Origin of the sequence: Amycolatopsis sp. cmx-11-12 (assembly GCF_046269425.1) — a bacterium.
GTDB lineage: Bacteria > Actinomycetota > Actinomycetes > Mycobacteriales > Pseudonocardiaceae > Amycolatopsis.
The window spans coordinates 40,335-67,251 of the sequence record NZ_JADNQM010000016.1 but is presented as its reverse complement, the minus strand read 5'-3'; the positions used below and the strand labels follow the sequence as shown (position 1 = coordinate 67,251).

At 68.7% G+C, this 26,917-nt stretch carries 25 protein-coding genes; 15 read left to right on the top strand and 10 right to left on the bottom strand.

Annotated features, from left to right (window positions below):
* Positions 1 to 72 precede the first annotated feature (72 nt).
* From ACLARN_RS22350 to ACLARN_RS22335, 4 genes are all read right to left on the bottom strand, one after another.
* On the bottom strand, positions 73 to 675 hold the full coding sequence (locus ACLARN_RS22350) for a DUF305 domain-containing protein (protein ID WP_409493389.1): 603 nt from the start codon (positions 673 to 675) through the stop codon (positions 73 to 75).
* Positions 672 to 1,427: a lytic polysaccharide monooxygenase gene (locus tag ACLARN_RS22345; protein ID WP_409493388.1), complete on the bottom strand. Its 756-nt coding sequence runs from the start codon at positions 1,425 to 1,427 to the stop codon at positions 672 to 674. Before ACLARN_RS22345 ends, ACLARN_RS22350 begins: the two co-directional genes overlap by 4 nt.
* Positions 1,428 to 1,584: 157 nt before the next feature.
* Entirely contained in the window at positions 1,585 to 2,685 is a 1,101-nt protein-coding gene (locus ACLARN_RS22340; protein ID WP_409493495.1) for an FAD-binding oxidoreductase, read from the bottom strand.
* 459 nt (positions 2,686 to 3,144) lie between these two features.
* A complete protein-coding gene (locus ACLARN_RS22335) occupies positions 3,145 to 4,350 on the bottom strand; it encodes a globin domain-containing protein (protein ID WP_409493387.1) in 1,206 nt (401 codons plus the stop codon).
* A gap of 269 nt (positions 4,351 to 4,619) precedes the next feature.
* On the opposite strand from ACLARN_RS22335, the gene ACLARN_RS22330 reads away from it, so the two are divergent.
* The 4 genes from ACLARN_RS22330 (at position 4,620) to ACLARN_RS22315 (ending at position 9,965) form a co-directional block, all read left to right on the top strand.
* Positions 4,620 to 5,084 carry a MarR family winged helix-turn-helix transcriptional regulator gene (locus tag ACLARN_RS22330; protein WP_409493386.1) on the top strand — a complete coding sequence of 155 codons (465 nt, stop codon included), beginning with the start codon at positions 4,620 to 4,622 and terminating at the stop codon, positions 5,082 to 5,084.
* Between the two features lie 75 nt (positions 5,085 to 5,159).
* Positions 5,160 to 6,359, top strand: a complete 1,200-nt coding sequence (locus tag ACLARN_RS22325; protein WP_409493385.1) for an MFS transporter — start codon at positions 5,160 to 5,162, stop codon at positions 6,357 to 6,359.
* A 73-nt stretch (positions 6,360 to 6,432) separates the two neighbouring features.
* Positions 6,433 to 9,036 carry an ATP-dependent chaperone ClpB gene (clpB, locus tag ACLARN_RS22320; protein ID WP_409493384.1) on the top strand — a complete coding sequence of 868 codons (2,604 nt, stop codon included), beginning with the start codon at positions 6,433 to 6,435 and terminating at the stop codon, positions 9,034 to 9,036.
* Between the two features lie 218 nt (positions 9,037 to 9,254).
* A complete protein-coding gene (locus ACLARN_RS22315) occupies positions 9,255 to 9,965 on the top strand; it encodes a hypothetical protein (protein WP_409493383.1) in 711 nt (236 codons plus the stop codon).
* On the opposite strand, the gene ACLARN_RS22310 is transcribed toward ACLARN_RS22315, so the two are convergent.
* Both ACLARN_RS22310 and ACLARN_RS22305 read right to left on the bottom strand, forming a co-directional pair.
* A complete protein-coding gene (locus ACLARN_RS22310; protein WP_409493382.1) occupies positions 9,962 to 11,095 on the bottom strand; it encodes a hypothetical protein in 1,134 nt (377 codons plus the stop codon). The genes ACLARN_RS22315 and ACLARN_RS22310 overlap by 4 nt on opposite strands.
* A 62-nt stretch (positions 11,096 to 11,157) precedes the next feature.
* On the bottom strand, positions 11,158 to 11,364 hold the full coding sequence (locus ACLARN_RS22305; RefSeq protein WP_409493381.1) for a hypothetical protein: 207 nt from the start codon (positions 11,362 to 11,364) through the stop codon (positions 11,158 to 11,160).
* Between the two features lie 220 nt (positions 11,365 to 11,584).
* Here ACLARN_RS22305 and ACLARN_RS22300 point away from each other — a divergent pair, with 220 nt between their 5' ends.
* The 7 genes from ACLARN_RS22300 (at position 11,585) to ACLARN_RS22270 (ending at position 18,076) form a co-directional block, all read left to right on the top strand.
* Entirely contained in the window at positions 11,585 to 12,352 is a 768-nt protein-coding gene (locus ACLARN_RS22300) for an SDR family NAD(P)-dependent oxidoreductase (protein ID WP_409493380.1), read from the top strand.
* A gap of 54 nt (positions 12,353 to 12,406) precedes the next feature.
* Positions 12,407 to 12,898: a PepSY domain-containing protein gene (locus ACLARN_RS22295; protein ID WP_409493379.1), complete on the top strand. Its 492-nt coding sequence runs from the start codon at positions 12,407 to 12,409 to the stop codon at positions 12,896 to 12,898.
* 84 nt (positions 12,899 to 12,982) lie between these two features.
* Positions 12,983 to 13,741, top strand: a complete 759-nt coding sequence (locus ACLARN_RS22290; RefSeq protein WP_409493378.1) for an ABC transporter ATP-binding protein — start codon at positions 12,983 to 12,985, stop codon at positions 13,739 to 13,741.
* On the top strand, positions 13,741 to 16,275 hold the full coding sequence (locus ACLARN_RS22285) for an ABC transporter permease (protein ID WP_409493377.1): 2,535 nt from the start codon (positions 13,741 to 13,743) through the stop codon (positions 16,273 to 16,275). The genes ACLARN_RS22290 and ACLARN_RS22285 overlap by 1 nt, the downstream gene beginning before the upstream one ends.
* Positions 16,276 to 16,333: 58 nt before the next feature.
* A complete protein-coding gene (gene pyrE, locus ACLARN_RS22280) occupies positions 16,334 to 16,897 on the top strand; it encodes an orotate phosphoribosyltransferase (protein WP_076156393.1) in 564 nt (187 codons plus the stop codon).
* A gap of 118 nt (positions 16,898 to 17,015) precedes the next feature.
* Positions 17,016 to 17,408, top strand: a complete 393-nt coding sequence (locus tag ACLARN_RS22275; protein WP_409493376.1) for a DUF2784 domain-containing protein — start codon at positions 17,016 to 17,018, stop codon at positions 17,406 to 17,408.
* Between the two features lie 14 nt (positions 17,409 to 17,422).
* The gene (locus ACLARN_RS22270) at positions 17,423 to 18,076 is read left to right on the top strand and encodes a TrmH family RNA methyltransferase (protein ID WP_409493375.1); all 654 of its coding nucleotides are present in this window, start codon (positions 17,423 to 17,425) and stop codon (positions 18,074 to 18,076) included.
* 35 nt (positions 18,077 to 18,111) lie between these two features.
* Here ACLARN_RS22270 and ACLARN_RS22265 read toward each other — a convergent pair whose 3' ends face one another.
* The gene (locus tag ACLARN_RS22265) at positions 18,112 to 20,247 is read right to left on the bottom strand and encodes a molybdopterin oxidoreductase family protein (protein WP_409493374.1); all 2,136 of its coding nucleotides are present in this window, start codon (positions 20,245 to 20,247) and stop codon (positions 18,112 to 18,114) included.
* Between the two features lie 73 nt (positions 20,248 to 20,320).
* Between ACLARN_RS22265 and ACLARN_RS22260 the strand changes: the two genes are divergently transcribed.
* A complete protein-coding gene (locus ACLARN_RS22260) occupies positions 20,321 to 21,328 on the top strand; it encodes a glycoside hydrolase family 76 protein (protein ID WP_409493373.1) in 1,008 nt (335 codons plus the stop codon).
* A 90-nt stretch (positions 21,329 to 21,418) separates the two neighbouring features.
* Here the strand turns inward: ACLARN_RS22260 and ACLARN_RS22255 are convergent, their stop codons facing one another.
* The 3 genes from ACLARN_RS22255 to ACLARN_RS22245 all read right to left on the bottom strand — a co-directional run bounded on the left by ACLARN_RS22255 (position 21,419) and on the right by ACLARN_RS22245 (position 23,992).
* Positions 21,419 to 21,952: a GNAT family N-acetyltransferase gene (locus tag ACLARN_RS22255; protein WP_409493372.1), complete on the bottom strand. Its 534-nt coding sequence runs from the start codon at positions 21,950 to 21,952 to the stop codon at positions 21,419 to 21,421.
* A gap of 47 nt (positions 21,953 to 21,999) precedes the next feature.
* On the bottom strand, positions 22,000 to 22,869 hold the full coding sequence (locus ACLARN_RS22250) for a LacI family DNA-binding transcriptional regulator (RefSeq protein WP_409493371.1): 870 nt from the start codon (positions 22,867 to 22,869) through the stop codon (positions 22,000 to 22,002).
* An 88-nt stretch (positions 22,870 to 22,957) separates the two neighbouring features.
* A complete protein-coding gene (locus ACLARN_RS22245; RefSeq protein WP_409493370.1) occupies positions 22,958 to 23,992 on the bottom strand; it encodes a LacI family DNA-binding transcriptional regulator in 1,035 nt (344 codons plus the stop codon).
* Between the two features lie 114 nt (positions 23,993 to 24,106).
* Here ACLARN_RS22245 and ACLARN_RS22240 point away from each other — a divergent pair, with 114 nt between their 5' ends.
* Genes ACLARN_RS22240 through ACLARN_RS22230 form a run of 3 tightly spaced genes read left to right on the top strand, consistent with a single transcriptional unit; the run spans position 24,107 to position 26,915 of the window.
* Entirely contained in the window at positions 24,107 to 25,126 is a 1,020-nt protein-coding gene (locus tag ACLARN_RS22240; protein WP_409493369.1) for a substrate-binding domain-containing protein, read from the top strand.
* Positions 25,123 to 26,112: an ABC transporter permease gene (locus ACLARN_RS22235; protein WP_360095007.1), complete on the top strand. Its 990-nt coding sequence runs from the start codon at positions 25,123 to 25,125 to the stop codon at positions 26,110 to 26,112. The genes ACLARN_RS22240 and ACLARN_RS22235 overlap by 4 nt, the downstream gene beginning before the upstream one ends.
* On the top strand, positions 26,109 to 26,915 hold the full coding sequence (locus tag ACLARN_RS22230; RefSeq protein WP_409493368.1) for an ATP-binding cassette domain-containing protein: 807 nt from the start codon (positions 26,109 to 26,111) through the stop codon (positions 26,913 to 26,915). The genes ACLARN_RS22235 and ACLARN_RS22230 overlap by 4 nt, the downstream gene beginning before the upstream one ends.
* The last annotated feature ends 2 nt before the right edge of the window (positions 26,916 to 26,917 follow it).

The following is a 26,917-nucleotide window of genomic DNA, read 5'->3' as shown; positions in this document are numbered from 1 at the left end:
TCACCTACTTGCCCTGACCGGGGTCTAGCGCCGGAAGGTGTTCCGGCGCAAGTAGGTGACTAATTGCGGTCGTCAGGCGGGGACCAGGGTCCGGATCTGCTGGACCTCGCCGGTGCGCGAGTCCATGACCCGCTGGGCCAACGCCTTCGCCTCCGGGTTCTTGCCGTCCTTCAGCTCGGTCCTGGCCAGCGCGACCCCGTTGTGCTGGTGCGCGACGAAGATGTCGGCGAAGTCGAGGGTGAACTCCTTACCGTCCTTTTTGGACAGCGCTTCGAGCAGGCCCTTGTCCGTGAGCCCGTCGCCACCGTGATGATGGTGCGCGTTCGGATCCATCGAACCCGTCTCGGGTTTACCCCAGGACTTCAGCCAGTTCCGCATGTCGGAGCTCTCGGTCTGCTGTGTCGCCTCGATGGCGGCCGCGAGATCCTTGAGCTCCTGCTTCTGCGCCTGTTTGGCGTGCACCAGCTTGACGATCTCCAGGCCCTGGCTGTTGTGGGCGATCATCATCTGCAGGAACATCACGTCGGCGTCGTTGTACTCCGCGGACGCCGGGGCGCCCGTCGCCGACTGGGGGACCGGGGAGATCGGGGCGCCGGCGGTGGTGGGTGAGCCATCACCGGCCCCGCAGCCCGCGAGGGCCACGAGACCGGCGACGAGTATCAGGCCGAGCTTCACTGGCGAGTCCAGAGAGCAGGTGTGTTCGGCGGTTCCCAGCCCTGGATCGCCGTATGCGCCAGCTGGCACCGGTAGCTCGCACCGCCGTAGGTGACCGTGCTGCCGACCGTGTACGCCGTCCCGGCCGCCCAGGTGCCGCCGGTGGGCGGGTTGGTGGTGCTACTCGGCGGGTTCGACGTCGTCGGCGGATTGCTGGTGGTCGGCGGGTTGCTGGTGCTGGTGGGCGGGTTGCCGCCGCCGATCTGCAGGTCGACGCAGCTGTAGAAGGCCATCGGCGTGTCCGCGATGTTCCAGATGGCGAGCACCTTCTGGCGGCCGCTGAAGCCGTTCAAGCTCACCGTGTGGGACGTCGGATCCTTCGGCGCGGAGTTGTTCCCGCTGATGTCGGCGATCTTGGTGCCGCCGATGTAGTACTCGTAGTTCTTGGTCCGGTGGTAGGCGGTGAACTTCCAGTTGAAGGTCACGCTGTTGCCGACCGAGGCGGCTGGCCACGGCTTCGATTCGTCGTTGAGCTGCGCGAACCCCGGGAGGCCGCCGTTGCAGCTGCGGAGCCCCTTGGGGCCCTCGACACTCTGCGGTTCGTAGACGATGCTGCCGCAGCCGGAAACCTTGCCCTGGGCGCAGTTCGCCTGGCGGCTGGGCGGGGTCAGCACGTAGCCGTGCGCGCTGGCCACCTGCGGGATGGCCACGATGGCGATCGGGGCGAGGATCGCACCGGCGGCGGCTGCCACGAGTTTGCGTTTGACGGTCATGCCGGCTCCTGGGGTGGAACGACGGTGTTCCCGTGAGGGGAGCAATGTGGTCTAGACCATAAATCCGACGGTGACCGCGGTCAATGATTCACAGACCTACTGCTGCATAGGGCCCAGGTAGAACAGCCGAATGGCCTAATACGAACGAATCACCCGGTCAATCCAGGGTGAAGGGGTCGTACTTGATCCTCGCCAGGTCCGTGCCCGCGGCGAGCAGTTTCGCGATCGTCGCGCGGATCATCGCCGGAGACCCGGCGACGTACACGTCGCGGTCCTTCCACTCGCCGCGCTGCGTGACCGCCATGGCCAGCGTGCCGCGGTCGCCGCCGGTGATGGTGCCTTCCTCGGTCACCGGGGTCACCGTCAGCCAAGGGCAGGTGACGGTCAGCCCGCGCAGGTCGTCGAGGGCGTAGAGGTCTTCCGGTTTGCGGCCGCCGAAGAACAGGTGCACCGGCGGGTTGTGCTTCCAGCGCGACATGTCGTCGAGCAGGGCGAGCAGCGGCGCGATCCCGGTGCCCCCGCCGATCATCAGCAGCGGACGGCTTTCCGTGTGGTGCACCGAAAGCGCGCCGAGCGAGGGGCCGAGGCGCCAGACGTCGCCGACCCGGGTGTGGTGGACGATCGCGCGCGAGACCCAGCCGCCGCGCACGGCGTGCACGTGGAACTCCATCGTCCCGTCGTCGTGTGGCGCGGTCGCCGGCGAGAAGTACCGCCACATCCGGGGCCGTTGCGGGACTTCGACGCTGACGTAGCCGCCTGCCCGGTACGGGAGCGGCTGGTCGGTGCGCACCTTGATGACGGCGACGTCCCGGGACACGCGACGGTGTTCGACCACGGTCGCCTTCCACCACGCGGGCCCGGTCTCCTTGCCCGCGGCCTCGCGCATGCACTTCGAAATGACGCCGTACGCGGTGACCCAGGCGTCTTCCACCTCGGGCGTCCAGTCGTCCTTCGAGAAACGTTTCAGTGCGGCGATCAGCGCGACACCGACCGCGTCGTAATGGCGGCCGAGGACGTCGAACTTCCGGTGATCCCGGCCGAGCTGGCCGAGGAAGGTGGTCAGTTCGTCGGGCCTGTCCACCATCTGCACGACATAGACGAGTGCGCGCAGCAAACGATTTCGCTGGGTTGCCATGTTGATCGGGAACAATGCCCTGGCGTCCGGCGAAACGGAGAAGAGTACCCCGTAGAAGTACTGGGACAGCTCCTCGGCCTTCGTTTCGACGGCGGCGAAACTCTTCCGGATGAGTTTCGCCATCTGGACGGTCTTGTCCGCGGCGGGCGCTTCGACCAGGGGCGGGACGGGAACCGGTGAAGATCTCGACGAACTCGGTGGATGTTCGTATTTCACTGTTTCGGCTGCCATGGGTGAACGATGTTCTCCTGTTTGATCGGGCATATTCTCCAGACCCGATGTAGTGATGGTGCTCTTGTTCCCCCGAAGGTTCTCGACTGTATGCCCGAACGTCGGAAAAGGATCCGTGAATGGGTGTTTCCCGCTCGAACGGACCAAACGATATACGCGCCGTCAACCCCATCTGGCGCTAGGTAAAGGTGATCATGCGAGCGTGTTTTCCGTTGTCCACCAGTGGTTTTTCGCCAGTTCTCGGTGAAACATGATCCGCCGATCGGGTGGCGTTCTTTCCGCGATTAGCCGGTTACGTAACGGTATGCGGCGTTGTGCTGATCTCCATTGTGGAGTCGCATTCACCGACGACTAGTCGATGGTGAAGGGGTCGTACGCGATCTGGTCGAGTGCGCTGCCCGCGACCAGCATCCGGGACACCGTCGCCCGGATCATCGTGGGCGAACCGGACACGAGGATGCGGTGCCCCGGCCAGGACCCTTGCTGGGTAACGGCTTCCGCGAGCGTGCCCTGTACGCAACCGGGGGCCTCTTCGCCGCGCTCGACCACCGGGGTCACGGTGAGCCAGGGGTTCGTGGCCGCGAGGGCGCGCAACTCGTCGAGGTCGTACAGGTCCTCACGCGACGGTCCACCGTAGAACAGCTGGACCTTGGGATTCTCGCCCCACTGCGCGAGGTCGTCCAAAATGGCGCGCAACGGCGCGATGCCGGTTCCGCCGGCGATCATCACGACGGGGCGGGCGTCGGCCCGATCGACCGAAAGCCTGCCGAGCGGCGGCCCCAGCCGCCAGACGTCGCCCGCCTGCGTGTGGCTCACGATGGCCCGGGACACCCAGCCGCCGTCGACGGCGCGCACGTGGAACTCGATGCCGCCGTCCTCGCGCGGGGCGTTCGCCGGGGACAGGTAGCGCCAGAGCCTCGGCCGCTGCGGAACCTCGACGCTCATGTACTGACCTGGCTGGTACGGCACCGGGTATTCGGGCTGGACACGGACAAGGGCGAGATCCCAGGTGAGCCGCCGGTGCTCGAGGACGGTCGCCGACCACGACGCCGGGTTGACGTCGGCCGCGGCGGCCTCCTGCATCGCGCGGGCGACGATGGTGAACGCCTCCGCCCATGCCCGTTCGACCTCCGGTGTCCAGTCCGGACCGAGGTGGTTCTTGAGCGAGGCGAGCAGCGCCGTGCCGACGGCCTCGTAATGCCGGGGGATGACGCCGAACTTGCGGTGGTCGCGGCCGAGCTGGGTCAGGAAGGGCACGAGGTCATCCGGCCGGTCGACCATCTGCACGATGTGGACCAGTGCGCGCACCAGCCTGCCGCGCTGGACTTCCATGTTGATCGGGAAGAAGTCCCGGGTGGCGGGCGCGAGGGTGAACAGCATCCCGTAGAAGAACTGGGAGATCTCCGGGATGAAGGGTTCCGACTTCGCCCAGGTGTCGCGGATGAGCCGCACCATCGCGGTGACCGCGGGCGGGGCTTCCCGTGGCGCGGAGGACCGCGGGACGGGGCTGACCGCGTCGGCTGTCACGGGCTCGGATTCGCTGATCGGGAAGTGCATACCGGAAGGGGATTCCGGCGGTTCACGGACGAGGGACCACTGGAGAAGAATTCACGGATCATTCACCTCTCCGGTCAGTGGCTGTCCGCCGGTCGGCTGGTTCCGGCTCGTCCGCGAGACTAGCTGCCGAGAGGCCTTTTGCCTGCATCGTTGCTCCGGACGGGTGTACTCGAAGCCGGGTGGCAGTGGGCGATCTCACGAGGTAAATAGTTGCCTTACGCAAGTGTCCCCGAATAAAGTTGTATTGTACAAGTAGCTGGGAGGCAACGATGAGCTCCGCCGACGACGCCAGGGTCGAACTGATGCGTGAGTTGAAGGCCGCTTCCCAGTTGCAGCACGCGTGGATCATGCAGGCCTGGCAGGACGACCCCGGTCTGCATCCGGCCGCCGCGATGCTGCTGTCCGACCTGGCGAAGCACGGCGAAGCGCGCCCCTCGGAACTGGCCAAACGACGCTTTGTGGACCTTTCGGTCGTGAGCCGTCAAATCTCCCAGCTGTCCGCCGCGGGGATGGTCGACCGCCGCCCCGCACCCGAGGACGGCCGTGCGTCGATCATCAGCATCTCGGAACAGGGGCACGCGGAACTGAGCCGCCGACGGGCCGGTTATCTGGCGTTCATGGAGCGTGCGCTCGGTGACTGGGACGAGGAGAAGGTCCTCGAGTTGACCACGCGCCTTGCCGAGATGAACGACCATGTTCGCGCGGTTCTGTCGGTGCGGACGTGCGACGTTTGACGTCAGCCGTTTCTACCCGCCGGTCTTGACTGAACGGACCTTTCGTAGCGCTGTCACGCCGGTAGCGTCGAAGTTGTGCGGAGCCGGGTCGCGTTGCTGGTCGCCTTGGGTATCGACAACTTCGGCTCGGGACTCTTCCTCCCGCTGGGCCTGGTCTTCGTCATCCGTGTGGTGGGACTTCCCCTCGCCCAGGCGGGGCTTGCGGTCACTCTCGGTGCGTTCGCCGGTCTGCTCGTCCCCGCGTTCGCCGGGCGCCTCGTCGATCTGTTCGGCCCGCGGACGGTGATGATCTGCTCCCACCTCCTCCAGGCCACCGGGGTGGGCGCGTTCCTGCTGGCAGGCGGTTTCACCGGCGTCGCCGGCGCGTCGGTCATGCTCGCGGCCGGGCAACAGCTGTTCTACAGCTCGCAGTTCTCGCTCATCGCCGACGTCGCGGGCGAAGGTCCGAAGGACCGGCCGTTCGCCGAGGCCGCGATGGTCCGCTCCGCGGGCTTCGGTCTCGGCGCGCTGGCGGCGGGCGGGCTGCTGGTGTGGATCGGACGGGAGGGCCTCTACGTCGCCGTCATCATCGACGTCTTCACGTTCGTCGTCGCCGCGGCCATCCTCGCGACGCTGATGCCGCCGCTTCCGCGGCACGTGCGACGGCTCTCGGGGCCCGCGCGGGTCTGGCGAAACCGCCCGTACCTCGCGCTGATCGTGTTCAGCGGGCTCTTCGCGCTCACGATGGACTTCTTCCTCATCGGGATGCCGGTGTACGTCTTCAACACGCTGCAGGGTCCTCGCTGGCTTCCTGGCGCGATCATCGCGCTGCTCACCGTCGTCACCAGTCTGGGTGGTGTCGTCGGGTTGCGGCTCACCCGGAAGCTGACCCGGATCGCCGCGATGCGCGCGGGCTCGGCGTTGTTCGCGGTGTGGTGCCTGGCGTGCCTCGCGGTGGTGTTCATCCCGAAGGTCCTTCAGCCGATCTACCTGCTCGGAGCGACCCTCGTGCTGGCCGCGGGCGATCTCGCGTTCGGCCCGCGGTCCGGGGCGCTGGCCGAAGCGGCGGCACCGCCGGAGGCGCGCGGCCGGTATCTGGCGGCCTTCCAGTACGCGTTCACCCTCGCCGCGATGATCGCTCCGGCCGTCGTCGCGCTGTTCTCCGTGGCAGTCTGGATCCCGTGGGTGCTCGTGGCCGCGTGCGCCTGCGCCGCCGTCGTCGGCCTCGGCCGGGTGGGCCCGCGCCTGCCCGCGGAGGCGGTCTCGCCGGGTGGTGGCGGAGGAATTCAGAGTTGAGCGGAACAGACTCAACTTTCCTGACGTTGTACCAGTCGAGAAGAGCATCGTAGGACCTAGTACGAGGTGAGGGATGGACGCTTTCAACCCGACCACGAAGACCCAGCAGGCGATTTCTTCGGCGGCGCAGGCGGCCACGATGGCCGGCAATCCGCACGTGGCGGCCGCGCATCTGCTCGGCGCCCTGCTGGCGCAGGGTGAGGGGCTCACCGCACCGCTGCTGACCGCGGTCGGGGCCGACCCAGCGCAGGTGCACAAGGAGCTGGAGCCGCTGATCGCGGCGCTGCCGTCGGCGACCGGCGCCACCGTGTCGAGCCCGCAGTTCGACACGCACGCGGTCAAGGCGCTGACGCACGCGCAGAAGCTCGCGACCGAACTCGGCGACGAGTACGTCTCGACGGAGCACCTTCTCGTCGGCCTCGCCACCGAAGGCGGCCCGGTGGCCGACCTGCTCAAGCGGCACGGCGCCACCCCGGACGCGCTGCGCGACGCGTTCGCCAAGGTGCGCGGCTCCGCGCGGATCACCAGCGCGGATCCGGAGAGCACGTTCAAGGCGCTGGAGAAGTACGGCGTCGACCTGACCGAGCGCGCCCGTGCCGGTGAGCTGGACCCGGTGATCGGCCGTGACACCGAGATCCGCCGGGTGGTGCAGGTGCTGTCTCGGCGTACCAAGAACAACCCCGTGCTGATCGGCGAACCCGGCGTCGGCAAGACCGCCATCGTCGAGGGACTCGCCCAGCGCATCATCGCCGGTGACGTGCCGGAGTCGCTGCGCGGCAAGCGCGTCGTGGCGCTGGACCTCGGTTCGATGGTCGCGGGCGCCAAGTTCCGCGGCGAATTCGAAGAGCGGCTCAAGGCCGTGCTCAAGGAGATCACCGACTCCGCGGGCGAGGTCGTCACTTTCATCGACGAGCTGCACACCATCGTCGGCGCCGGCGCGACCGGCGAGGGCGCGATGGACGCGGGCAACATGATCAAGCCGATGCTCGCCCGCGGCGAGTTGCGGATGGTCGGCGCGACCACGCTCGACGAGTACCGCCAGCACATCGAGAAGGACGCCGCGCTGGAGCGGCGCTTCCAGCAGGTACTGGTCGGCGAACCGTCCACAGAGGACACGATCGGCATCCTGCGCGGGCTCAAGGAGCGGTACGAGGTGCACCACGGTGTGCGCATCACCGATGCCGCGCTGGTCGCCGCCGCGACGTTGTCCGACCGCTACATCACCGCCCGGTTCCTGCCGGACAAGGCGATCGACCTGGTCGACGAGGCCGCGTCGAAGCTCCGCATGGAGATCGACTCGCGGCCGGTCGAGATCGACGAGGTCGAGCGCGCCGTGCGGCGGATGGAGATCGAGGAGATGGCATTGTCCAAAGAGGACGATGCGCCCTCGAAGGACCGGCTCGCCGTGCTGCGCTCCGAGCTGGCCGAGAAGCGGGAGACGCTGACGGCGCTGACCGCGCGCTGGCAGAACGAGAAAGGCTCGATCGAACGCGTCCGCGACCTCAAGGGGCAGCTGGAGCAGCTGCGCGGCGAGTCCGAACGCGCCGAACGCGACGGCGACCTCGGCAAGGCCGCCGAACTCCGCTACGGCCGGATTCCCGCGCTGGAGAAGGAGTTCGAGGCCGCGACCGCGGAGAGCGAGGTCAGCCAGCAGAACGTCATGCTGAAGGAAGAGGTCAGCGCGGACGACGTCGCCGACGTGGTCAGCGCGTGGACCGGCATCCCGGCGGGGCGGCTGCTGGAGGGCGAGACGGGCAAGCTCCTCCGGATGGAGGACGAGCTCGGCAAGCGGGTCGTCGGGCAGAAGGAGGCCGTGCAGGTCGTCTCGGACGCGGTGCGCCGCACCCGGGCCGGCGTCGCGGACCCCGACCGGCCGACCGGTTCGTTCCTGTTCCTCGGCCCGACCGGCGTCGGCAAGACCGAGCTGGCGAAGGCGCTGGCCGAGTTCCTGTTCGACGACGAGCGCGCGATGCTGCGGATCGACATGAGCGAGTACGCCGAGAAGCATTCGGTGGCGCGCCTGGTCGGGGCGCCGCCGGGATATGTCGGCTACGACCAGGGCGGGCAGCTGACCGAGTCGGTGCGCAGGCGGCCGTATTCGGTGGTGCTGCTGGACGAGGTCGAGAAGGCGCACCCGGACGTGTTCGACGTGCTCTTGCAGGTGCTCGACGACGGACGGCTCACCGACGGCCAGGGCCGCACGGTGGACTTCCGCAACACGATCCTGGTGCTGACCTCGAACCTCGGCTCGCAGGCCATCGCCGACCCGGCGCTCGACGAGCGCCAGCGCAACGACGCGGTGATGGCGGTGGTGCAGCGGCAGTTCAAACCGGAGTTCCTGAACCGGCTGGACGACATCGTGGTCTTCCACGCGCTCGGCACCGACGAGCTGACGTCCATTGTGGACATCCAGATCGAGCGGCTCGCCTCGCGGCTCTCGCGGCGTCGCCTGACGCTGGAGGTCACCCCCGGGGCACGCGAGTGGCTCGCGCTGAACGGCTTCGACCCGATCTACGGTGCGCGGCCGCTGCGGCGGCTGGTGCAGTCGGCGATCGGCGACAAGCTGGCGAAACAGTTGCTGGCCGGTGAGATCCGGGACGGCGACACGGTGCGGGTGGACATTCCCGCCCAGGAGGCGTCGGAGGCCCTGACGGTCACCCGGGTGGACGGGAGCTGAAGGGGACCATGGCCGCATAAGACGCGGTGAAGGGGACTTTCCCCGCATGCGATGCGGGGAAAGTCCCCTTCAGCCTTCTTTGAACGGCACCGAAACCTTGGCGATACAGCGATTTGTCGACGTTTTGATTTGTCTTGCGGGGGTTCGGCACCGAAAGGGGGCGCGACACGGCGCCCGGCGATCACGTCCGGTGAGCGCGGGGGGATACCCTGACCGTCGTGGGTATTCCGGCGTGGATCTGGTTCGTCATCGCCGCCGTCGCCTTGGTGGCGGGGCTGGGGCTGCTCGCGGCCGACCGGGCGAAGGAAGGCTCGCGCAATCGCGAGCGCATGCGCTGGGCCGAGTTGCGCGGCTGGCAGTTCGCCGAGGAGGACGAGCGGTTGCCGCGGCAGTGGTCCGGCGGCGCCATCGGGTACTTCGGCGCGCAGGTGGCGGTCAACGTCGTGGCCGGATCCACCTTCACCTCCGACGGGCGGCGTCCCGTCTTCATCTTCGACATCGAGACCGAGGGCCAGATCCCGGCGGTCGTCGTCGCCGTGCGCTGCAACCGCGTGCACGAGACGCCGCTGGAGATGTGGCTGTCCAGCGTGCCGTTCCAGCGCCAGGACATGCCCGAGATGCTCGGCCCGATCGGCCAGCGTTACGCCTTCGCGGACGACTCCGAGGGCGCCCGCAAGGTGATCACGCAGGAACTCGTCGACGCGGCCGACTCGCTCGGCGGCGACGTCGGCGTGGCGTGGCTGGAGAACGAGTGGGTGCTCGCGAGCGTCGCCCCGAACGCCGGGCCGTCGCGGCTCGAGCGGCTGCTGCGCGACCTCGGCGAGATCGCCGACATCGTGGACCCGTTCGACGAGGAGTACAACAACGCGCCGACCCCCGGTCGTCACTGGCAGGCCGAGGACGCCGACGAAGTCGAACCCCAGGCTTAGGATTGTTTGAGTTCCAGCGGGAGCGCGCCGGCGATGACGCCGGTGTGCGTCGGCTGACCGAGCACCGTCAGATCGAGTGTCCCGGATTGCGTGAGATGCCCGGCTTGTGCGGGGTTGCCGGTGGGCAGGACCCCGCGCAGTGACGTCGTCGTGGTGCCGTGAGCGGACGCCACGTCTCCGACGCCGAAGTTGCCGCTGATCGTGTTCGCGCCGGACCCGGTGAGCGCGGCGCCGTGCTGAGCCAGACGCGCGTCCTGCTCGGTGGCCACAAGTCCGGTCGCCGGACCGACGGTGCCGCCGAGGACGTGTTCCTGGTCGAAACCGGTACCGGAACCGACGTCCAAGGGCAGGACACCCCTGAAGCGGCCGTCGCCGTGCTGCGCGGACGTCGTCCCGACGGCGGCGAAGTCGCCGAGATCGAGGGCGTGCCCGGAAGACCGGCCTGCCTGCAGCACCCCGCCGAGGTCACCGGAAAAGCCGCCGTCGAGCCGGAGTGCCCGGCCTAGTTCGCCGCCGGCGTGCTGGTCGGTCTCGTTGATCACGCCGACCCCGGGTAGCGGGCGGATGGCGTGATAGGTCCCCTCGGCCGCGCCGATCCCGCGCCCGTCCTCGGTGACGAGGGTGGGCGTGCCGGTGCGCGGGTCGAGGGCGGCCTCGGTCAGCCGCGCTCCACTCCGCTCGAGTTTGGTCTCGTTCCCGGCCACGGCACTGCCGTAGGGGTCGAGCCGCACCGTGTTCCGCTGGCCTTGCGTGAGGGCTTCGGTGGTCTTCGACGCGGCGAGCGCGCCGACTTTGTCCCTGCGGACCGTGATGCCGTCGCGGGTCTCGACGGTCTCGCTCGCCGACCGGCGGACGTCCGCGACGACCTTCGAGCCGCCGACGTCCTTGCTGTAGACGTTCCGTTCGGTGCTGTTCAGGAAGCCGCGAAGGACGGTGGTGTCCCCTTCGCCGGTGACGCCGACTCCGCGGTCGAGGGAGCCTTCGCGCTTGTGGTCGAGCGGGAGTGGGATCGCAGGGTCGGTCTGGGCGGCGAGTGAGGTGGCCGGACCGGCGAACAGCAACGCCAGTGGCGCGGCACCGGCCGCGACCTTGGGCAGGTAGCTCGGCTTGCGCCTGCTGTGCTTCCCCATGAGCGGGGACGATACTTCCCGACTTTGCCGGATGCACGTCAAGTCCCCACGGTGGGTGACACTCACGCCTGCTTGTCCGGTTCCGGTTCTTCCTTCGGAGAGGTGAGTTCGAGGTCGATGCCGCGAAAGGGACGGATCTTGGCTTTGACGTCCTTGTCCTTGGCGATTTCCGGAAGTTTCGCCAGCAAGGTGCGAAGGAGGGCGAGCGTGCCCAAAACAGTGACGAGGAGAAGCCCGACGGAGATCCAGGAGCCCAACAGCCAGGACATGGCGCGCACCTATCCGGCGGCCACTCCGGAGCGGCTGGCCGCTGGCTAGGTTCGACACGCCGAGCGGTTGGCCCTCGTTGTATCGCATTCGGGCTCCAGACCGCCATGCGCCCTCTACGCATCGCGCCGAACGCGACTCCCTCCCACCTGGCGCGAATTCTACCGGGAAATGGCTCGGTGAGGCAGTCCTCTCGGGCCGACCGGCGAGTAGGTTCCCGATATGACTCAAACCGCCCTGATCACCGGCGCCACCGCAGGCATCGGCGCGCAGTTCGCGCGCAGGCTCGCCGCCGAGGCGTACGACCTCGTGCTCGTCGCCCGCGACGTCGACAGGCTGGAGAGCTTCGCCGCGGAGCTGGTCGAGGCGCATGGCGTCGACGTCGTCGTCCTCCCCGCCGATCTGTCCGAAGTGGACGGACGCGAGCTGGTCGAGGCCCGGCTGACCGGCGAGCCGGTGGATCTCCTGGTGAACAACGCGGGTTTCGGGCTCAACGGCGATTTCTGGACCATTCCGCCGGACGCGTTGCAGCGTCAGCTCGACGTCAACGTCACCGCGGTCCTGCGGCTGACCCGCGCCGCGCTGCCGGGGATGATCGAACGCGGGGAGGGCGCGATCATCAACGTCAGCTCGGTCGCCGGTTTCTTCAGTGGGCGCGGTTCCACCTACACGGCCAGCAAGAACTGGGTCACGTCGTTCACCGAGGGCATCGCGGCCTCGCTGCCGGAGAACATCCGCATGATGGCGCTCTGCCCCGGCTTCACCGTCACCGAGTTCCACGAGCGGGCCGGGCTGGACAAGCCCGGTCCCAAGGCTTTCTGGCTCCGCGTCGAGCAGGTGGTGGACGAGGCGCTCGCGGATCTGCGCCGTGGCAAGGTGATCTCGGTGCCGAGCTTGCAGTACAAGGCGATCGTGGCGGTCGGCGGCCTGCTGCCGAGGGCGGTGCTGCGCAAGCTCGGCGGCGGGTTCGGCGGCAAGGGCCGCACCTGAGGCGAGCGGGGAGGATGGCGGTTCGGGGCCGTGCCGGGCGGGTATCCGTGGATCATGAGGTCATCACGTCTTGTCGCGGCCGGAGTGCTGACGCTGGCCTTGGCCGCTTGTTCCACCGAGCCGGCTGGCCCGACGGCACCGGCGCCGGGCAGGGAAAGCACACAGCCGGTGAAGGCGATCGAAGCGGCGGCAGGCGCCGTGCCCGACGGGCGGGTCTTCGACGTGGAACCCGCGAACGACGGGTGGGAGATCAAGGTCGCGTCACACGGGCAGGAACACAAGGTGCGCGTGAGCCGGGACGGTGGTCAGATCCTCGGCAAGCAGCAAACGGCCAAACCGAGCGACGACTTGGCGAAGGTCGAACAGGCGAGTGTCGACGCGGTCAAGGCACTGCGGACCGCGCAGCAGCGTCAGCCCGGTGAGCTGGACGAGATGGAGATCGACCGCGCCACTGACGGTGCCCTTGTCTGGGAGGTCGCGCTCCGCGACGGCAAGGGAGTCGAGCACGAAGTCACCGTGGACGCCAAGACCGGTGAGGCTCGCTGAGCCGGTGAGGTAGGGCGCGCCCTACCCCGGAAACGCACGTTCACCCCAGGGTGCATCCGACCTGGGATTCCTAGGGTTTTCCCTATGAACACTGGGTGGAACGGTGACGCGGTCCGGCTCGACGGCGTCCGCAAGGAGTACGGCAAGGGCGTCATCGCCCTGGACGGGGTGACGCTGGCGTTCCCGCGCGGCGGCTTCACCGCCGTGATGGGCCCTTCGGGCTCGGGCAAGAGCACCTTCCTGTACTGCGCGGCCGGGCTGGACCGGCCGACGTCGGGGTCCGTCGTGCTCGACGGGCAAGAGCTGGCCGGGATGAGCGAGACGAAGCTGACGAAGCTGCGCCGCGACCGGGTCGGCTTCATCTTCCAGGCTTTCAACCTCCTTCCGGCGCTGACCGTCGAGCAGAACGTCACGCTCCCGCAGCAGCTCGCCGGTGCCAAGCCGGACCGCCGAGTCGTCGAGGAGATGCTCACCCGCGTCGGGCTTTCGGGGCGCCGTAAGCATCTTCCCGGCGAACTTTCCGGCGGGCAGGCGCAGCGCGTCGCGATCGCGCGGGCGCTGGTCACCCGGCCGGCGGTGGTCTTCGCCGACGAGCCGACCGGCGCGCTCGACACCCGCACCGCCGCCGAAGTCCTGGGGCTGCTGCGCGATTCGGTCCGCACCACCGGTCAGACGGTGATCATGGTGACCCACGACCCGATGGCCGCCTCGTACGCCGACCGCGTCATCTTCCTCGCCGACGGCCGCATCGCGGACGAACTGCACGCGCCGACCGCGGATGTCGTCGCCGACCGGATGATCCACCTGGGCGCCTGGGGCAGCTCGGTCGGGGCGGGTGCGTGATGCTGCGACTCGCCTTCCGGACCCTGCGCCTGCGCAAGGGCGGATTCATCGGCACGTTCATCGCCGTCTTCTTCGGCGCGCTGATCGTCGCCTCCTGCGGCGGCCTCATGGAGACCGGTATCCGCGGCAACGCGGAACCGCAGCGTCTCGCGGCCGCGCCGATCCTCGTCACCGGCGCTCAGACCTTCGAGATGCCCAAAAACGACCCTGCCTCCCTCGACCCCGACGACAAGCACAAGTCCGAGGGTGTGCGGCTCCCCGAGCGGGTCCGGCTCGACAACAGCCTGGTCTCCCGGATCCGTTCCGTCCCCGGTGTCTCGGACGTCGTCGGTGAAGTGAGCTTCCCGCTCGCGACGAGTGGGAAGCCCGCCCTAGGCCACGCTTGGGATTCCGCCGCGCTGACCCCGTACGCGCTGGCCGCGGGTACCGCGCCCGCCGCGGGCGAGGTCGTCGTCGAGTCGACGTCGGGGATGAAGCCCGGCGACAGTGTCGAGATCGCCGCGCGCGGCAAGACCGAAAGCTTCCGTGTTTCGGGTGTGGCCGGTGCGCCGCGTTCGATCACGCAGGCGGCCGTGTTCTTCTCCACCGCCGACGCCGCCAGGCTTTCCGGCTACCCGGGCAAGGCCGACGTGATCGGCGTCTTCACCAAACCGGGTGCCGACGTCGAAGCGGTGCAGGCGAGCGTCGCCGAGGCCGCGGCCGGGACGACCGTCCTGAGTGGCATCGACCGCGGTGTCGCGGAGTTCCCCGAGGCCGATTCGAGTGGCGCCAACCTGATCGTCATCGCCGCGGTGTCCGGCGGGCTTTCGGTCATGGTCGCGATGTTCGTCGTCGCTAGCACCCTGAGCCTGTCCACCCAGCAGCGTTCGCGGGAACTCGCGTTGATGCGGGCGATCGGCACGACCCCTCGCCAGCTCCGCCGGATGGTTCTCGGCGAGGCGCTGGCCGTCGGTCTTCTCGCCACCGCGCTCGCCGCTGTCCTCGGCCCGTTCCTCGGTGAATGGCTGTTCGGCCAACTGGTCGAAAACGGTGTGGTGCCCGGGGTTCTGCGGTTCTACCAGGGCTGGCTGCCCGCCGTGGTCGGCGCGGGAGCCGCGATGCTCGCGGTGTTCATCGCCGCCTTCTTCGCGGGCCGTCGCGCCGGGAAGATCCGGCCGACCGAGGCGCTCGCCGAGGCCGCGGTCACCCGCCGCTGGCTGACGCCGACGCGCGTCGTGTTCGCCGCGCTCTGCTTCGGTGGTGGCACCGCGCTCGCCATCGTGACCGTCGCGGTGATGACCGGCCCGATCGCGGCCAGCACCGCCGGGCCCGCGGTGATCCTCTGGGCGCTCGGCGTCGCGATGATCACGCCCGGCGCCGCGAAGGTGATGACGGCGATCCTGCAGTGGCCGATGCGCCTGCTCGGCGGTATCGACGGCCGTCTCGCCGTGCTCAACACCCGCGCCGGGATCGTCCGGGCGGCCGGCGCGGTCACCCCGATCATGCTCGCCGTCGGGATCGCGACCGCGAACATCTACCTCCAGACCACCCAGCAGGAGCTGGCGAACCAGGCGTTCACCGAGGACGTCCGCGCCGACGCCGTGATCGGCTCGGCGGCCGGTGGGCTGTCACCGGATCTGGTCCAGCGGATCCAGAACGTGCCAGGGGTCGCGGGAGCGTCCGAGTACGTCACCAGCACCGTGTTCCTCGAGGCGCCGTACGACGACTCCGACGAGGGACGGCCGGCGATCGGCCTCACCGCGTCGGGTGCCGGAGCGACCACCGACACCAAGGTGACCCAGGGGGACCTCAAGGCGCTGACCGGCAGGAGCGTCGCACTGCCCGAAGTCTTCGCGAAGGACTTCGATCGCGGCATCGGCGACACGCTGAGCCTGAAGCTCGGTGACGGCGCCGCTGTCGACGTCAAGGTCGTCGCGGTGACCAGTCAGCGCCCCGGTTTCGAGAGCCTGCTGCTCCCGGCCGATCTCCTTGCGCCGCACACCACCGCCGGGCTCGCCGGGCAGATGCTGGTCCGCGCCGCTCCGGGCGTCGATCCGGCCACGCTGACCGAACGGCTCCGCGAGGCGACGGCCGGGCAGCCGGTGTCCGTCGGCGACCGGGACGCGCTCGTCGCGGCGCACGCCGCGGACCAGGCCATCGGCGCGTGGGTGAACTACCTGCTGGTCGGGATGATCATCGCCTACACGGTGATCTCGGTGGCCAACACGCTGGTGATGGCGACCGTGCGGCGGCGCCGCGAGTTCGGCCTCCAGCGGCTCACCGGCTCCACCAGGGCGCAGGTGTTGCGGATGGCGGGCTTCGAAGGCGGGCTCGTCGCGCTGATCGGGATCGTGCTCGGCACCGTCGTCGCGGCGGGCTCGATCGTCCCGTTCTGCCTGGTGGCGACCGATTCGCTGCTGCCGATGGGCTCCCCGCTGATCTACCTGACCATCATCGGGATCGCCGCGGCGCTCGCGCTGGCGGCCACCGTGGTCCCGGCCTGGGTGGCCACGCGCGGTCAGGCCGTGGACGCCGTGACGTCGGGCAGTGACTGAGCGCAGTGCGGGAAACACCCCGGTCGTGCGCCGCGAGCCGTGTGTAAGACTCTCGGCCGTGGCGTACCCCGGGGTTGATCAAGCGGCAAAACTCGAACTGGCCAGGTTGGTCGGCGAACTGGCCGTCGTGCACGGCAAGGTGACGTTGTCTTCGGGCAAGGAAGCCGACTACTACATCGATCTTCGGCGGGCGACGCTGCATCACGCGGCCGCACCGCTCATCGGGAAGCTGCTCCGGCAGCTCACGCACGACTGGGACTACGTCGCCGCGGGCGGCCTGACCCTCGGCGCGGACCCGGTGGCGCTGTCGATGCTGCACTCCGCGGCCACCGACGGTGTCGTGCTCGACGCGTTCGTGGTCCGCAAGGGTGCCAAGGCGCACGGCATGCAGCGGCAGATCGAAGGCGTCGAGGTGCTGGGGCAGCGCGTGCTCGCCGTCGAGGACACCTCGACCACCGGGGGCAGCGTGCTCACCGCCGTCAAGGCGCTGCGCGACGCCGGGGCGAACGTGGTCGGCGTCGCGACCGTCGTCGACAGGGACACCGGAGCGCGCGAGGCCATCGAGAAGGAAGGCCTCGAATACCGTTACATTCTGAACAAGGACGATCTCGGTCTGTCCTGAGTAAAGCGTCCCGAACGGGGCATCCTCCGTGCGAACGGAGGATGCCCCGTTTTTTCGTGAGCGTTTCTCAATACGAGAGGGGTAACGTCCCTGGTAGGGGTGTGAAAGGGGGTTTGACGTGGCGGGTTTCCTGGCGAACGTGACAGTTGCGGTCCACATTTTGGCGCTGCTGTTCATCGGATTCGGGGGTTTTCTCGCGTGGCGGTGGCCGAAGGTGATCTTCGCGCATGTGTTCTTCGCCGCATGGGGTGTCCTCGTCAACGTCTTCCCCTGGCCCTGCCCGCTGACAGCGGCCGAGAACTACTTCCGCCATCAGCAGGGCCTCGGCGACCTGCCCGGCGGCTTCAACGCCTACTACCTCTACGACACGGTGTTCCCGCGCTCGATGCTGCCGGTCGTCGTCGTGATCGCGATGGCGACGGTGATCATCTCCTACGTCGGCACGGTCCAGCGCTGGCGGCACCGCCACCACGACGGGGAAGCACCGGCGCACCGCGTCAGCATGGGCTGAGTGACAATCACTCAGTGAACTCGGAAGAAGTCGGCCCCACCGAATGGGTGGCGCGGGAAGAGGTCGGCGTCGGTCCGTGGGAGGGCGAGTGGCCCTCGGACGAGCGGTACGACCCCGAACTGCTGGCAGGAGGCGACCGCCGCAACGTCGTCGACCCGTACCGCTACTGGCGGCGTGAGGCCATCGTGTCCGATGTGGACGGCCGTCGGCACCCGTTCCACGTCGCGATCGAGAACTTCCAGCACGACCACAACATCGGCACCGTCGTCCGGACGGCGAACGCGTTCGCCGCGGCCGCCGTGCACATCGTCGGGCGGCGGCGCTGGAACCGGCGCGGCGCCATGGTGACCGACCGCTACCAGCACCTTCTCCACCACGAAGACGTCAACGGGTTGCTGACCTTCGCCGCCGCGGAGGGACTGGCCGTGGTCGCCGTCGACAACACCCCCGGCTCACAGCCCGTCGAGACCGCGGAGCTGCCGCGCGAGTGCGTCCTGCTGTTCGGCCAGGAAGGACCCGGTCTTTCGGGCGAGGCGCAGAAGACCGCGTCGCTGGTCGTCTCGATCGCCCAGTTCGGCACCACGCGCTCGATCAACGCCGGCGTCGCCGCCGGGATCGTCATGCACGCCTGGGTCCGGCAGCACGCCGACCTCACCACCGCCTGGTGACTCCCGCGTTTCGCCCTCTAGTTGCGGTCCTTGCGTTAGACCGGGGCGACCTCGACGGGGATCCCGTTCAGGACGGCGGTGCCGGACGGGACGTCGAGCAGGGTCTCGTCGGCGACCAGATTCGAGTTGACCCCGGCGTGCGCCGTCGCGACCTTCGTGCGCATGCCGTCGACGTCGTGCCCCCAGCCGTGCGGCATGCTCACCACGCCGGGCCGGACGTCGTCCGTGACCTCGACCGGCGCTTCGAGCTTCCCCGCCCGCGACGTCACCGAAGCGAGCCCGCCGTCGGTCAGCCCGAGCCGGGAAGCGTCGTCCGGGTGAACCTGGACGGTGCACCGGTTCCCACCGCGTACGAGCGGCGTCAGGTTGTGCATCCAGGAGTTGTTCGAGCTCAGATGCCGCCGTCCGATCAGCAGCAGACCGCCGTCGGGTGCCTTGTCGAGTTCCGCGCGCAGCCGCGGGACGTCCTTCGTGATCGCGTCCGGCGCCAGTTCTACCTTCCCGCTCGCGGTGGTGAGAACCTCCGGCAGCCGTGGCTTCAGCGCGCCGAGGTCGATGCCGTGCGGCGCGGCTTCGAGGTCGGCGAGTTTCAGCCCGTACGGTCCGCCGCGCAGCATCAGGTCGATCATCCGCGCCGGGCCCGTGCGGCCTTCGGCGAGTGACAGTTCGACGCCGGTGCGCCGCGCGGTCTCGCCCGCGACCATCGTGTCGAAGGCGGCGACGTCGACGTCCGGGCCCTGGCCCGCGGCGATCCCGGCCATCCGCAGCAGGGTCACCCACTCCTGCGGCATGTCCGTATCGAGCGTCGGCGGCGTCCAGTTCGCGACGTTGCGTACGGCGAGGGTGTACAGCGCGACGTCGTAGTGCGGCCGCTCCAGCGGTGACGGTCCGGGCAGGACGACGTCGGCGTGCCGGGTGGTCTCGTTGAGGTAGACGTCGAGCGAGACCATGAAGTCCAGCTGCCGCAACGCTTCCGTGAGCCGCGCGGAGTTGGGCGTGCTCAGCGCCGGGTTGCCGCTGATGGTCACCAGCGCCCGGACCTGACCCCTGCCGGGCGTCTCGATCTCATCCGCGAGCGTGGCCACCGGCAGTTCGCCGAGCACCTCGGGATATCCGCGCACCCGGCTCGTCCAGCGGCCGCTGGTGAACGGCGAGGACCGTCGCGGCTTCCACGCGGCGGGCAGGGGGAACATCACGCCGCCCTCGCGGTCGAGGTTGCCGGTGAGCGTGTTGACGACGTCGACCAGCCAGCTGGCGATGGTGCCGTACGACTGGGTCGTGGTCCCCATCCGGCCGTAGACCGCGGCGCGTCCGGCGTCCGCCAGGTCGAGCGCGATGCGGCGGATCTCGGCCGCGTCGATCCCGGTCGCGGGCGCGACCGCCTCCGGGGTGAACGGCTCCGCGAGCGCACGGACCTCTTCGACGCCGTTCACATGCTCACCGGGACTGACCCGGTTCTCCGCGAACAGGACGTTGACCAGCGCGAACAGGAACAACGCGTCGGTGCCGGGCCGGATCGCGTGGTGCTCGTCGGCGAGCTGCGCGGTCCGGGTGCGGCGCGGATCGAGGACGACGATCTTGCCGCCGCGCTTCTGGATCCCGCGCAGCCTGCCGCGGACGTCGGCCGCGGTCATCAGGCTTCCGTTGGACACCAACGGGTTCGCGCCCAGGATGAGCAGATGCTCAGTGCGGTCGAGGTCGGCGACGGGGATGGTCTGCGGGTCGCCGAACAGGTAGCCGGACGAGAAGTGTTTCGGCATCTGGTCGACCGTGGTCGCGGTGTAGAAGTTCTTGGTGCCCAAAGCTTTGAAGAACACGCGGCCGTAGAGCACCAACGCCGCGTTGTGCACCGTCGGATTGCCCGAGTACACCGCGACGGCGTCCTTGCCGTACTCGTCGATGATCGGCCGCAGTCGCTTGTCGATCTCCGCGAACGCCTCGTCCCAGCCGACCTCGACGAACTCGCCGTCGCGCTTCACCAGCGGCGCGGTGAGCCTGTCCGGGTCGTGGTGCAGCGCGCCGAGAGACGCGCCTTTCGGGCAGATGTACCCCTGCGAGAAGACGTCCTCGCGGTCCCCCTGCACTCGGGTGACCAGGCTCTTCTCGTCGATCGTCACCTCCAGGCCGCAGGTCGCTTCGCAGAGTGGGCAGGTCACGTGCGCCGTGGTCATGAAGCACCTCGCGGGTTCGGGGACCAGCTCAACATACTGAGCGGTATGTCAGCGGGCAAGGGATGATGGCGCGATGACCGCTCTCGCCGACCGGGCCGCGGCCGCCGAACGCGCGGTCCGCGACCGGCATTTGCGCCGGGTATGGGGACTGCCCGGGACCGTGCTCGGCCGCGGCGGCTGGCCGCCCTCGGTGGGTCAGCGTGTCCACTGGCACTGGAACTACTGGTGGCAGGCGCATCTGCTGGACACCCTCGTCGACGCGCAACTGCGGGATCCCTCACCGGATCGACTGAAGCTGATCGACCGGTTCGTGGCGTCTCTCCGGCTGCGCAACTTCGGCAAGTGGATCAACGACTACTACGACGACATCGCCTGGCTCGGCCTCGCGCTGCAACGCGTGGGGCACCTCGGCCTGGACGTCCGCGGCGGCCTCGAAGCGATCAGTTCGCGGCTGCGCGAAGGCTGGACCGACGACGCGGGTGGCGGGATCTGGTGGCGCGTCGGCGACAAGTTCAAGAACGCGCCCGCGAACGGCCCGGCCGCGATCTTCCACGCCCGCGAAGGCTCGGCGCAGCACGCGGAGGGCCTGACCGAGTGGATGACCGAACGGCTCGTCGATCCGGAGACCGGCCTGGTGTGGGACGGCCTGCGTGTCGACTCCGGTGAGCTGGTCAAGCATATTTTCACCTATTGCCAAGGAGTTTACCTCGGCGCCTGCCTCGAACTGTCCGAAGTGGACAGAGTGGAGAACACGATCCACGCGGTCGCGGAACACGTCGCGCCGCACGGCGTGATCCGGGGGCAGGGCGACGGTGACGGCGGCCTGTTCGCCGGGATCCTGGCGCGGTATCTGGCGCTCGCGGCGCCGCTGTTGCCGAGCGGGGTGGCGCGCGATCTGGTCATCCGGTCGGCCGACGCCTGCTGGACCGGCGCCACCGAGACACCGCACGGGCCGCTCTTCAGCGCCGACTGGGCGACTCCGGCGCCTTCGCTGCCTCTGGCTCCCGACGCGCCTGAGCGCGACCTGTCCGTCCAGATCAGCGCGTGGATGCTCCTGGAGGCCGCCGCCACCCTGACCTGACCGCACGCAAGTAGTCGTCTACTTGCGGCGCTTCGTGTGGGGTGACCGAGCGCGAGGAGGTAAAGCCGCAAGTAGAGGACTACTTGCGGGTCACCAGACGTCGCCGGAGCGCCAATCCGCGGTGATCTCCCCGTCCAGGTCGAGAGTGACCCCCACCGGCAGCACATGGATCGACCCGTCGTCCTCCTTCGTCGCCTCGATACCCGAAGGCGTCATGGCCGACGAAGGACCACGCCACAGCAGCCAGCCGCGCGACGCGTAGAACTCCAGGGCCTCTTCAGACGCCGAAAGCGCCCCGAGGTCGTACGCCTTCCGCAGGACCCGCTCCAGCGCGTCCATCATCGCGGCGCCGTGACCACGCCGCCGGTGATCCGACCGGACGGCGACCGCCTCGACGTAACCCGTCCGGAGGGCCCGCCCGTCGTGCACGAGCCGCCGCTGGACCAGTGACGCGTGCCCGATCAGCTCGCCGCCCTCCCAGATCAGCGTATGCATCCCGCCGAGGGCGTTTTCCCAGTCGTCTTCGCTGAAATCGCCGTCGAAGGCGTCTTCGAGCAGGGCGCGTGCCGCTGCCAGCACGGCGGCGTCGAGGTCGGCGGTATGCACGGTCCACAGCTCGGTCATTCCGCCATCATCACCCGGCGGCGGGCTTCTGACCAGCGGGTTGTGAGCTAGCAGCCGCACGACTGACGGTGTATGAAGCGCGGCGCGAGCCGTACGGATTCGGGTCGTCGCTCTGGGTCGGTGATCCGGGCCAGCAGGAGTTCGACGGCTTTGCGCCCGATCTCCTCGATCGGCTGCGCCATCGTGGTCACCGCCGGGGTCACCTGCCCCGCCCACTCCATGTCGCCGTATCCGACGATCGCGAGGTCGCGGCCGATCCGGATGCCGAGCCGGTGCGCCTCGTACTGGACGCCGATCATCATCGCCTCGCTCGCCACCACGAGCGCGGTCGGCGAAGGCCAGCTGTCGAGCAGCTTCGCGGTCGCGGCGGCCGCTCCACCCGGGGTCGACTGCCCGCACGCGACCAGCTGCGACGTCCACCGGATGCCGCTCCGCCCGAGGCCGAGCCGGTAACCCAGCGCCCGCTCCTCGTAGATGGTCATGTCCTCTTCGCCGGCGATGAAGCCGATCTTGCGGTGCCGCAGCCCGGCGAGGTGCCGCACGAGCGCGCACACGGCCTGGATGTTCTCGGAGCCGACCTGGTCGACGTCGTTGCGGCCGGCCATCCGGTCGACGAGCACGGTCGGCACGCCCATCCGGACCAGTCCGTTGATCACCGCGTCGTCGCCTGCCGCGGGCACGAGCAGGACGCCGTCGACGCGGTCCGCTCGCAGCGCGCGGATGACCGCGGCCTCTTCGGCGACGCTGTCCCCGGTGTCGGCGAGGGTGATTTCGCAGCCGTGACGGCGCCCGGCGCGGCGGATGGCGCGGATAAGTTCACCCGAATAGGGGTTCGCGTGCATCGCCATGGCCACCCCGAACCGGTGGGTGACAGGGGTGTCCTCCCACAGGGGTAACGCCGGGGACAATGCGGTCATCGGTCCACGCCTTCATCCGAGCTTGAATGAAGGTAACGGCTGACGGAGCATCGCTCGGTCGCGAGAGCGGAAAGTCTGCCAACAATCATCAATGTGAGTGAACGAGCGCGCATCCGCAGGACGCCCGATGGCGGAGCGTAGGCGGAATCCGAATCGTCTGGGCCTTGCGCGCGGGATCGTTGATCCGGGCCAGCAGGAGGCGTACCGCCTGTGTGCCTATCTCCTCGATCGGCTGCGCCATCGTGGTCAGCGGCGGATCGACCAGATCGGCCCACTCGACGTCGTCGTAGACCACCACCGGCAGGTCGATCCCGGCCCGCAGGCCCCGGCGCCGCAACTCGTGCAGCACCCCGACCATCATGGTGTCGTTGGCGACCACCAGCGCCGTCGGCGGCTCGGGCAGCGCGAGCAGCGTGCTCAGCGCGAGGGCCCCGCCCGCCTGCGAGGACTGCCCGCAGGCGACCAGGTCCTCCGACCAGGTCAAACCCGAACGGCCGAGCCCCAGCCGGTAGCCGAGGATCCGCTCTTCGCTGGTGCTCAGCCCGGCCGTGCCGCTGATCATCCCGATCCGCTGATGCCCGAGCGACGCCAGATGCGCCGTCAGCGCGGACGTCGATTGGATGTTCTCGGCGCCGACCTGGTCGACGTCGGTGCGGGTGGAGAGCCGGTCGATGAGCACGGTCGGGACGTCGAGCGAGACGAGTTCGCCGATCACCGAACCGTCACCCGGCGACGGCGTGATCAGCAGCCCGTCGACCCGGCGGGAACGCAGGGTCCGCACGGTCTCACGTTCGGTGTCGACGGTGTCGTGCGTGTCCGCGAGCAAGACCGTGTATCCCGCCAGCGCGGCCTCGCGTTCGATCGCCTGGATCAAGACGGCGAAGTACGGGTTCGCGATCAGGGAGATCGCGACGCCGATCGACCTCGTCCCGCCGGTCACGAGCGAGCGGGCGATGGCGTCGCCGGTATAGCCGGTCTGCTCGATCGCGCGGAGGACGGCCAGTTTGGTCTCCTCGGCCACCGCCCTCGTGCCGTTGACCACGTGCGAGACCGTGGTGATCGAGACTCCCGCCAGCTCGGCGATGTCGCGTTGGGTGGGGCGGGAGGAGCGTGACGGCGGCATTACCAATCCTCGATCAGGTCTGCGAGCAAGCGTTTGCGCAAACGCTTGCGAGTGAGCATAACCCTGTCTACCTTCCCGTCCATTAGGACAGCCTTGAATCGGAGGGCATCCCCCATGAGACAGCGCAGTCTCGTCGCGCTCGCCTTGGCCGCGGTGGTCACCGCGACCTCGGTCGGCGCGTGCACGGTCGAACGCCACTGGGGTGGCGGATCGAACGCCGGCGGTGGTGGCAAGGCCAAGGTCGGCCTGGTCACCAAGACCGACACCAATCCCTACTTCGTCGAACTGAGAGCGGCGGCCAAGGCCGCCGCCGAAGCGAACGGCGCGGAGTTCAGCGCGCTCGCCGGCCAGTTCGACGGTGACAACGACGGCCAGGTCCGGGCCATCGAGAACCTCATGCAGCAGGGTGCGAACACCATCCTGATCACGCCGAGTTCCTCGACCGGCGTCCTCGACGCCATCGACCGCGCCCGCAAGGCCGGGGTGCTGGTCATCGCGCTCGACACCGCGACCGAGCCCGACACCGCCGTCGACGCCACCTTCGCCACGGACAACTTCGAGGCCGGACGTCAGCAAGGCGCGTACGTGAAGGCCGTGCTCGCGGGCAAGCAGCCGAAGTTGTTCATGGTGGACGGCACCGCGGGATCCACAGTGGACACTCAGCGGCACACCGGGTTCCTCAAGGGCATCGGGCTGACCGACGCCTCGCCGGAGATCAAGGGCAAGACGCCTGCCAACGGCGACCAGAGCCTCGCTCAGCAGGGCGTGGAGAACCTGTTGCAGCGCACCACCGACATCAACGCCGTCTACACGATGAACGAGCCGATGGGCCGCGGCACCTACGCCGCGCTCCAGGCCCGCGGCCTGGTGAACCAGATCGTGATGGGCTCGATCGACGGCGGCTGCGAAGGCGTCAAGAACGTGCGCGACGGCCAGTACGCCGCCACGGTCATGCAGTTCCCCAAGAAGATGGCCGAGCAGGGCGTCCTCGCCGCCATCGAGTACGCCAAGACCGGCAAGAAGCCGAGTGGATTCGTCAACACCGGATCCGCGGTGATCACGGACAAGCCGATCCCCGGCGTGGAAAGCCAGGACACCAAGTGGGGCCTCGAGAACTGCTGGGGGACGAAATGACTACGGCGACCCTCAAGGGCAACGAACGGCCCAGTATCGGTGAGTTCTTCCTGCGCGCACCGGCAGTCGGGCCGACGCTGGCCCTGCTCGTCGCGATCGTGGTGTTCTCCCTGTCGACGGACACCTTCCTCGATCTCGACAACCTTTCCCTTGTGGTGCAACAGTCCCTGGTGGTCGGCACGCTCGCCCTCGGGCAGACGCTGATCATCCTGACCGCGGGCATCGACCTGGCCAACGCGGCCGCGATGGTGCTCGCGACGCTGATCATGGCGAAACTCGTGGTCGGCGGCGTCTCCGGGATTTGGGCGCTGCTGCTGGGAATCGTGGCGACGGTGGTGATCGGGATGGTCACCGGTTCGCTGGTCACCCGGATCAAACTGCCGCCGTTCATCGTCACGCTCGGCCTGCTGACGGTGCTCACCGCGGCCGCGAAACTGTTCGCGAGCGGCCAGGCCGTCCCGGTCGCCGACGAACTGCTCAAATGGCTCGGCACCCGCCGCTACCTGTTCGGCGGCATCCCGATCACCTACGGCATGACGCTGGCTTTGCTGATGTACCTGGGACTTTGGTACGCGCTCACGCGGACACCGTGGGGCAAACACGTCTACGCGGTCGGCAACGCGCCGGAATCCGCGCGGCTATCCGGGATCAAGGTCAACCGCACGATCCTTTCGGTGTACATCGTCGCGGGGGTGATCGTCGGGATCGCCGCCTGGCAGGCGCTCGGCCGCGTGCCGAACGCCGACCCGAACGCCTTCCAGCTCGGCAACCTCGACTCCATCACCGCGGTGGTGCTCGGCGGCGCGAGCCTGTTCGGCGGCCGGGGTTCGGTGCTCGGCACGATGATGGGCGCGCTGGTCGTCGCGGTCCTGCGGTCCGGGTTGACCCAGCTCGGGGTGGACGCGCTCTACCAGGACGTCGCCACCGGTGCCCTGCTGATCGGCGCTGTCTGCGTCGACCGTTTCGCGAGGAGGCAGCAGTCATGACGACACCCACGTTGTCCGCGCAGGGACTGGTCAAACGCTACGGCCGGGTCACCGCCATCGACGGCGCCGACTTCGAACTGTTCCCCGGTGAGGTGCTCGCCGTCGTCGGTGACAACGGTGCCGGGAAGTCGAGCCTCATCAAAGCCCTTTCGGGAGCGGTGATCCCGGACGCCGGGGAGATCAAAGTGGACGGTCAGGTCGTCCACTTCAAGTCCCCTTTGGACGCTCGCCACTACGGGATCGAGACGGTGTACCAGGATCTCGCCGTCGCACCCGCGCTCGACATCGCGTCGAACATGTTCCTCGGCCGGGAAAAGCGGCGGAAGGACCTCTTCGGACAGCTGTTCAGGAAGCTGGACACCGCGACCATGCGAGCCGACGCGCAGCGGATCCTGGACGAACTCGGCATCAACATCAAGTCCATCACGCAGCCGGTGGAGACACTCTCCGGCGGGCAGCGCCAGGGTGTCGCGGTCGCGCGGGCGGCCGCGTTCGGCACCAAGGCGGTGATCATGGACGAGCCCACCGCCGCGCTCGGTGTCGCCGAATCCGGCAAGGTACTCGATCTGATCAACCGGATCCGTGAACGCGGCCTGCCGGTGGTGCTGATCAGCCACAACATGCCGCATGTGTTCGACATCGCCGACCGCATCCACGTGCACCGCCTCGGCAAACGCGTCGCGGTGGTCTCGCCGAAGACGCACACGATGAACCAGGTCGTCGGCCTGCTCACGGGTGCGCTGAAGCTCGGCGAGAACGGCGAAGTCGAAGAGGTCGCTTCAGCCGTCCACACGGGCTTGTAGTG

Excerpts from the sequence above, each read along its gene's own strand:
- ACLARN_RS22345 (WP_409493388.1), bottom strand. The coding sequence starts at position 1,427 with ATGACCGTCAAACGCAAACTCGTGGCAGCCGCCGCCGGTGCGATCCTC.
- ACLARN_RS22340 (WP_409493495.1), bottom strand. The coding sequence starts at position 2,685 with ATGGCGAAACTCATCCGGAAGAGTTTCGCCGCCGTCGAAACGAAGGCC.
- ACLARN_RS22335 (WP_409493387.1), bottom strand. The coding sequence starts at position 4,350 with ATGCACTTCCCGATCAGCGAATCCGAGCCCGTGACAGCCGACGCGGTC.
- ACLARN_RS22330 (WP_409493386.1), top strand. The coding sequence starts at position 4,620 with ATGAGCTCCGCCGACGACGCCAGGGTCGAACTGATGCGTGAGTTGAAG.
- clpB (WP_409493384.1), top strand. The coding sequence starts at position 6,433 with ATGGACGCTTTCAACCCGACCACGAAGACCCAGCAGGCGATTTCTTCG.
- ACLARN_RS22310 (WP_409493382.1), bottom strand. The coding sequence starts at position 11,095 with ATGGGGAAGCACAGCAGGCGCAAGCCGAGCTACCTGCCCAAGGTCGCG.
- ACLARN_RS22305 (WP_409493381.1), bottom strand. The coding sequence starts at position 11,364 with ATGTCCTGGCTGTTGGGCTCCTGGATCTCCGTCGGGCTTCTCCTCGTC.
- ACLARN_RS22300 (WP_409493380.1), top strand. The coding sequence starts at position 11,585 with ATGACTCAAACCGCCCTGATCACCGGCGCCACCGCAGGCATCGGCGCG.
- ACLARN_RS22295 (WP_409493379.1), top strand. The coding sequence starts at position 12,407 with ATGAGGTCATCACGTCTTGTCGCGGCCGGAGTGCTGACGCTGGCCTTG.
- ACLARN_RS22290 (WP_409493378.1), top strand. The coding sequence starts at position 12,983 with ATGAACACTGGGTGGAACGGTGACGCGGTCCGGCTCGACGGCGTCCGC.
- ACLARN_RS22285 (WP_409493377.1), top strand. The coding sequence starts at position 13,741 with ATGCTGCGACTCGCCTTCCGGACCCTGCGCCTGCGCAAGGGCGGATTC.
- ACLARN_RS22265 (WP_409493374.1), bottom strand. The coding sequence starts at position 20,247 with ATGACCACGGCGCACGTGACCTGCCCACTCTGCGAAGCGACCTGCGGC.
- ACLARN_RS22260 (WP_409493373.1), top strand. The coding sequence starts at position 20,321 with ATGACCGCTCTCGCCGACCGGGCCGCGGCCGCCGAACGCGCGGTCCGC.
- ACLARN_RS22255 (WP_409493372.1), bottom strand. The coding sequence starts at position 21,952 with ATGACCGAGCTGTGGACCGTGCATACCGCCGACCTCGACGCCGCCGTG.
- ACLARN_RS22250 (WP_409493371.1), bottom strand. The coding sequence starts at position 22,869 with ATGACCGCATTGTCCCCGGCGTTACCCCTGTGGGAGGACACCCCTGTC.
- ACLARN_RS22245 (WP_409493370.1), bottom strand. The coding sequence starts at position 23,992 with ATGCCGCCGTCACGCTCCTCCCGCCCCACCCAACGCGACATCGCCGAG.
- ACLARN_RS22240 (WP_409493369.1), top strand. The coding sequence starts at position 24,107 with ATGAGACAGCGCAGTCTCGTCGCGCTCGCCTTGGCCGCGGTGGTCACC.
- ACLARN_RS22235 (WP_360095007.1), top strand. The coding sequence starts at position 25,123 with ATGACTACGGCGACCCTCAAGGGCAACGAACGGCCCAGTATCGGTGAG.
- ACLARN_RS22230 (WP_409493368.1), top strand. The coding sequence starts at position 26,109 with ATGACGACACCCACGTTGTCCGCGCAGGGACTGGTCAAACGCTACGGC.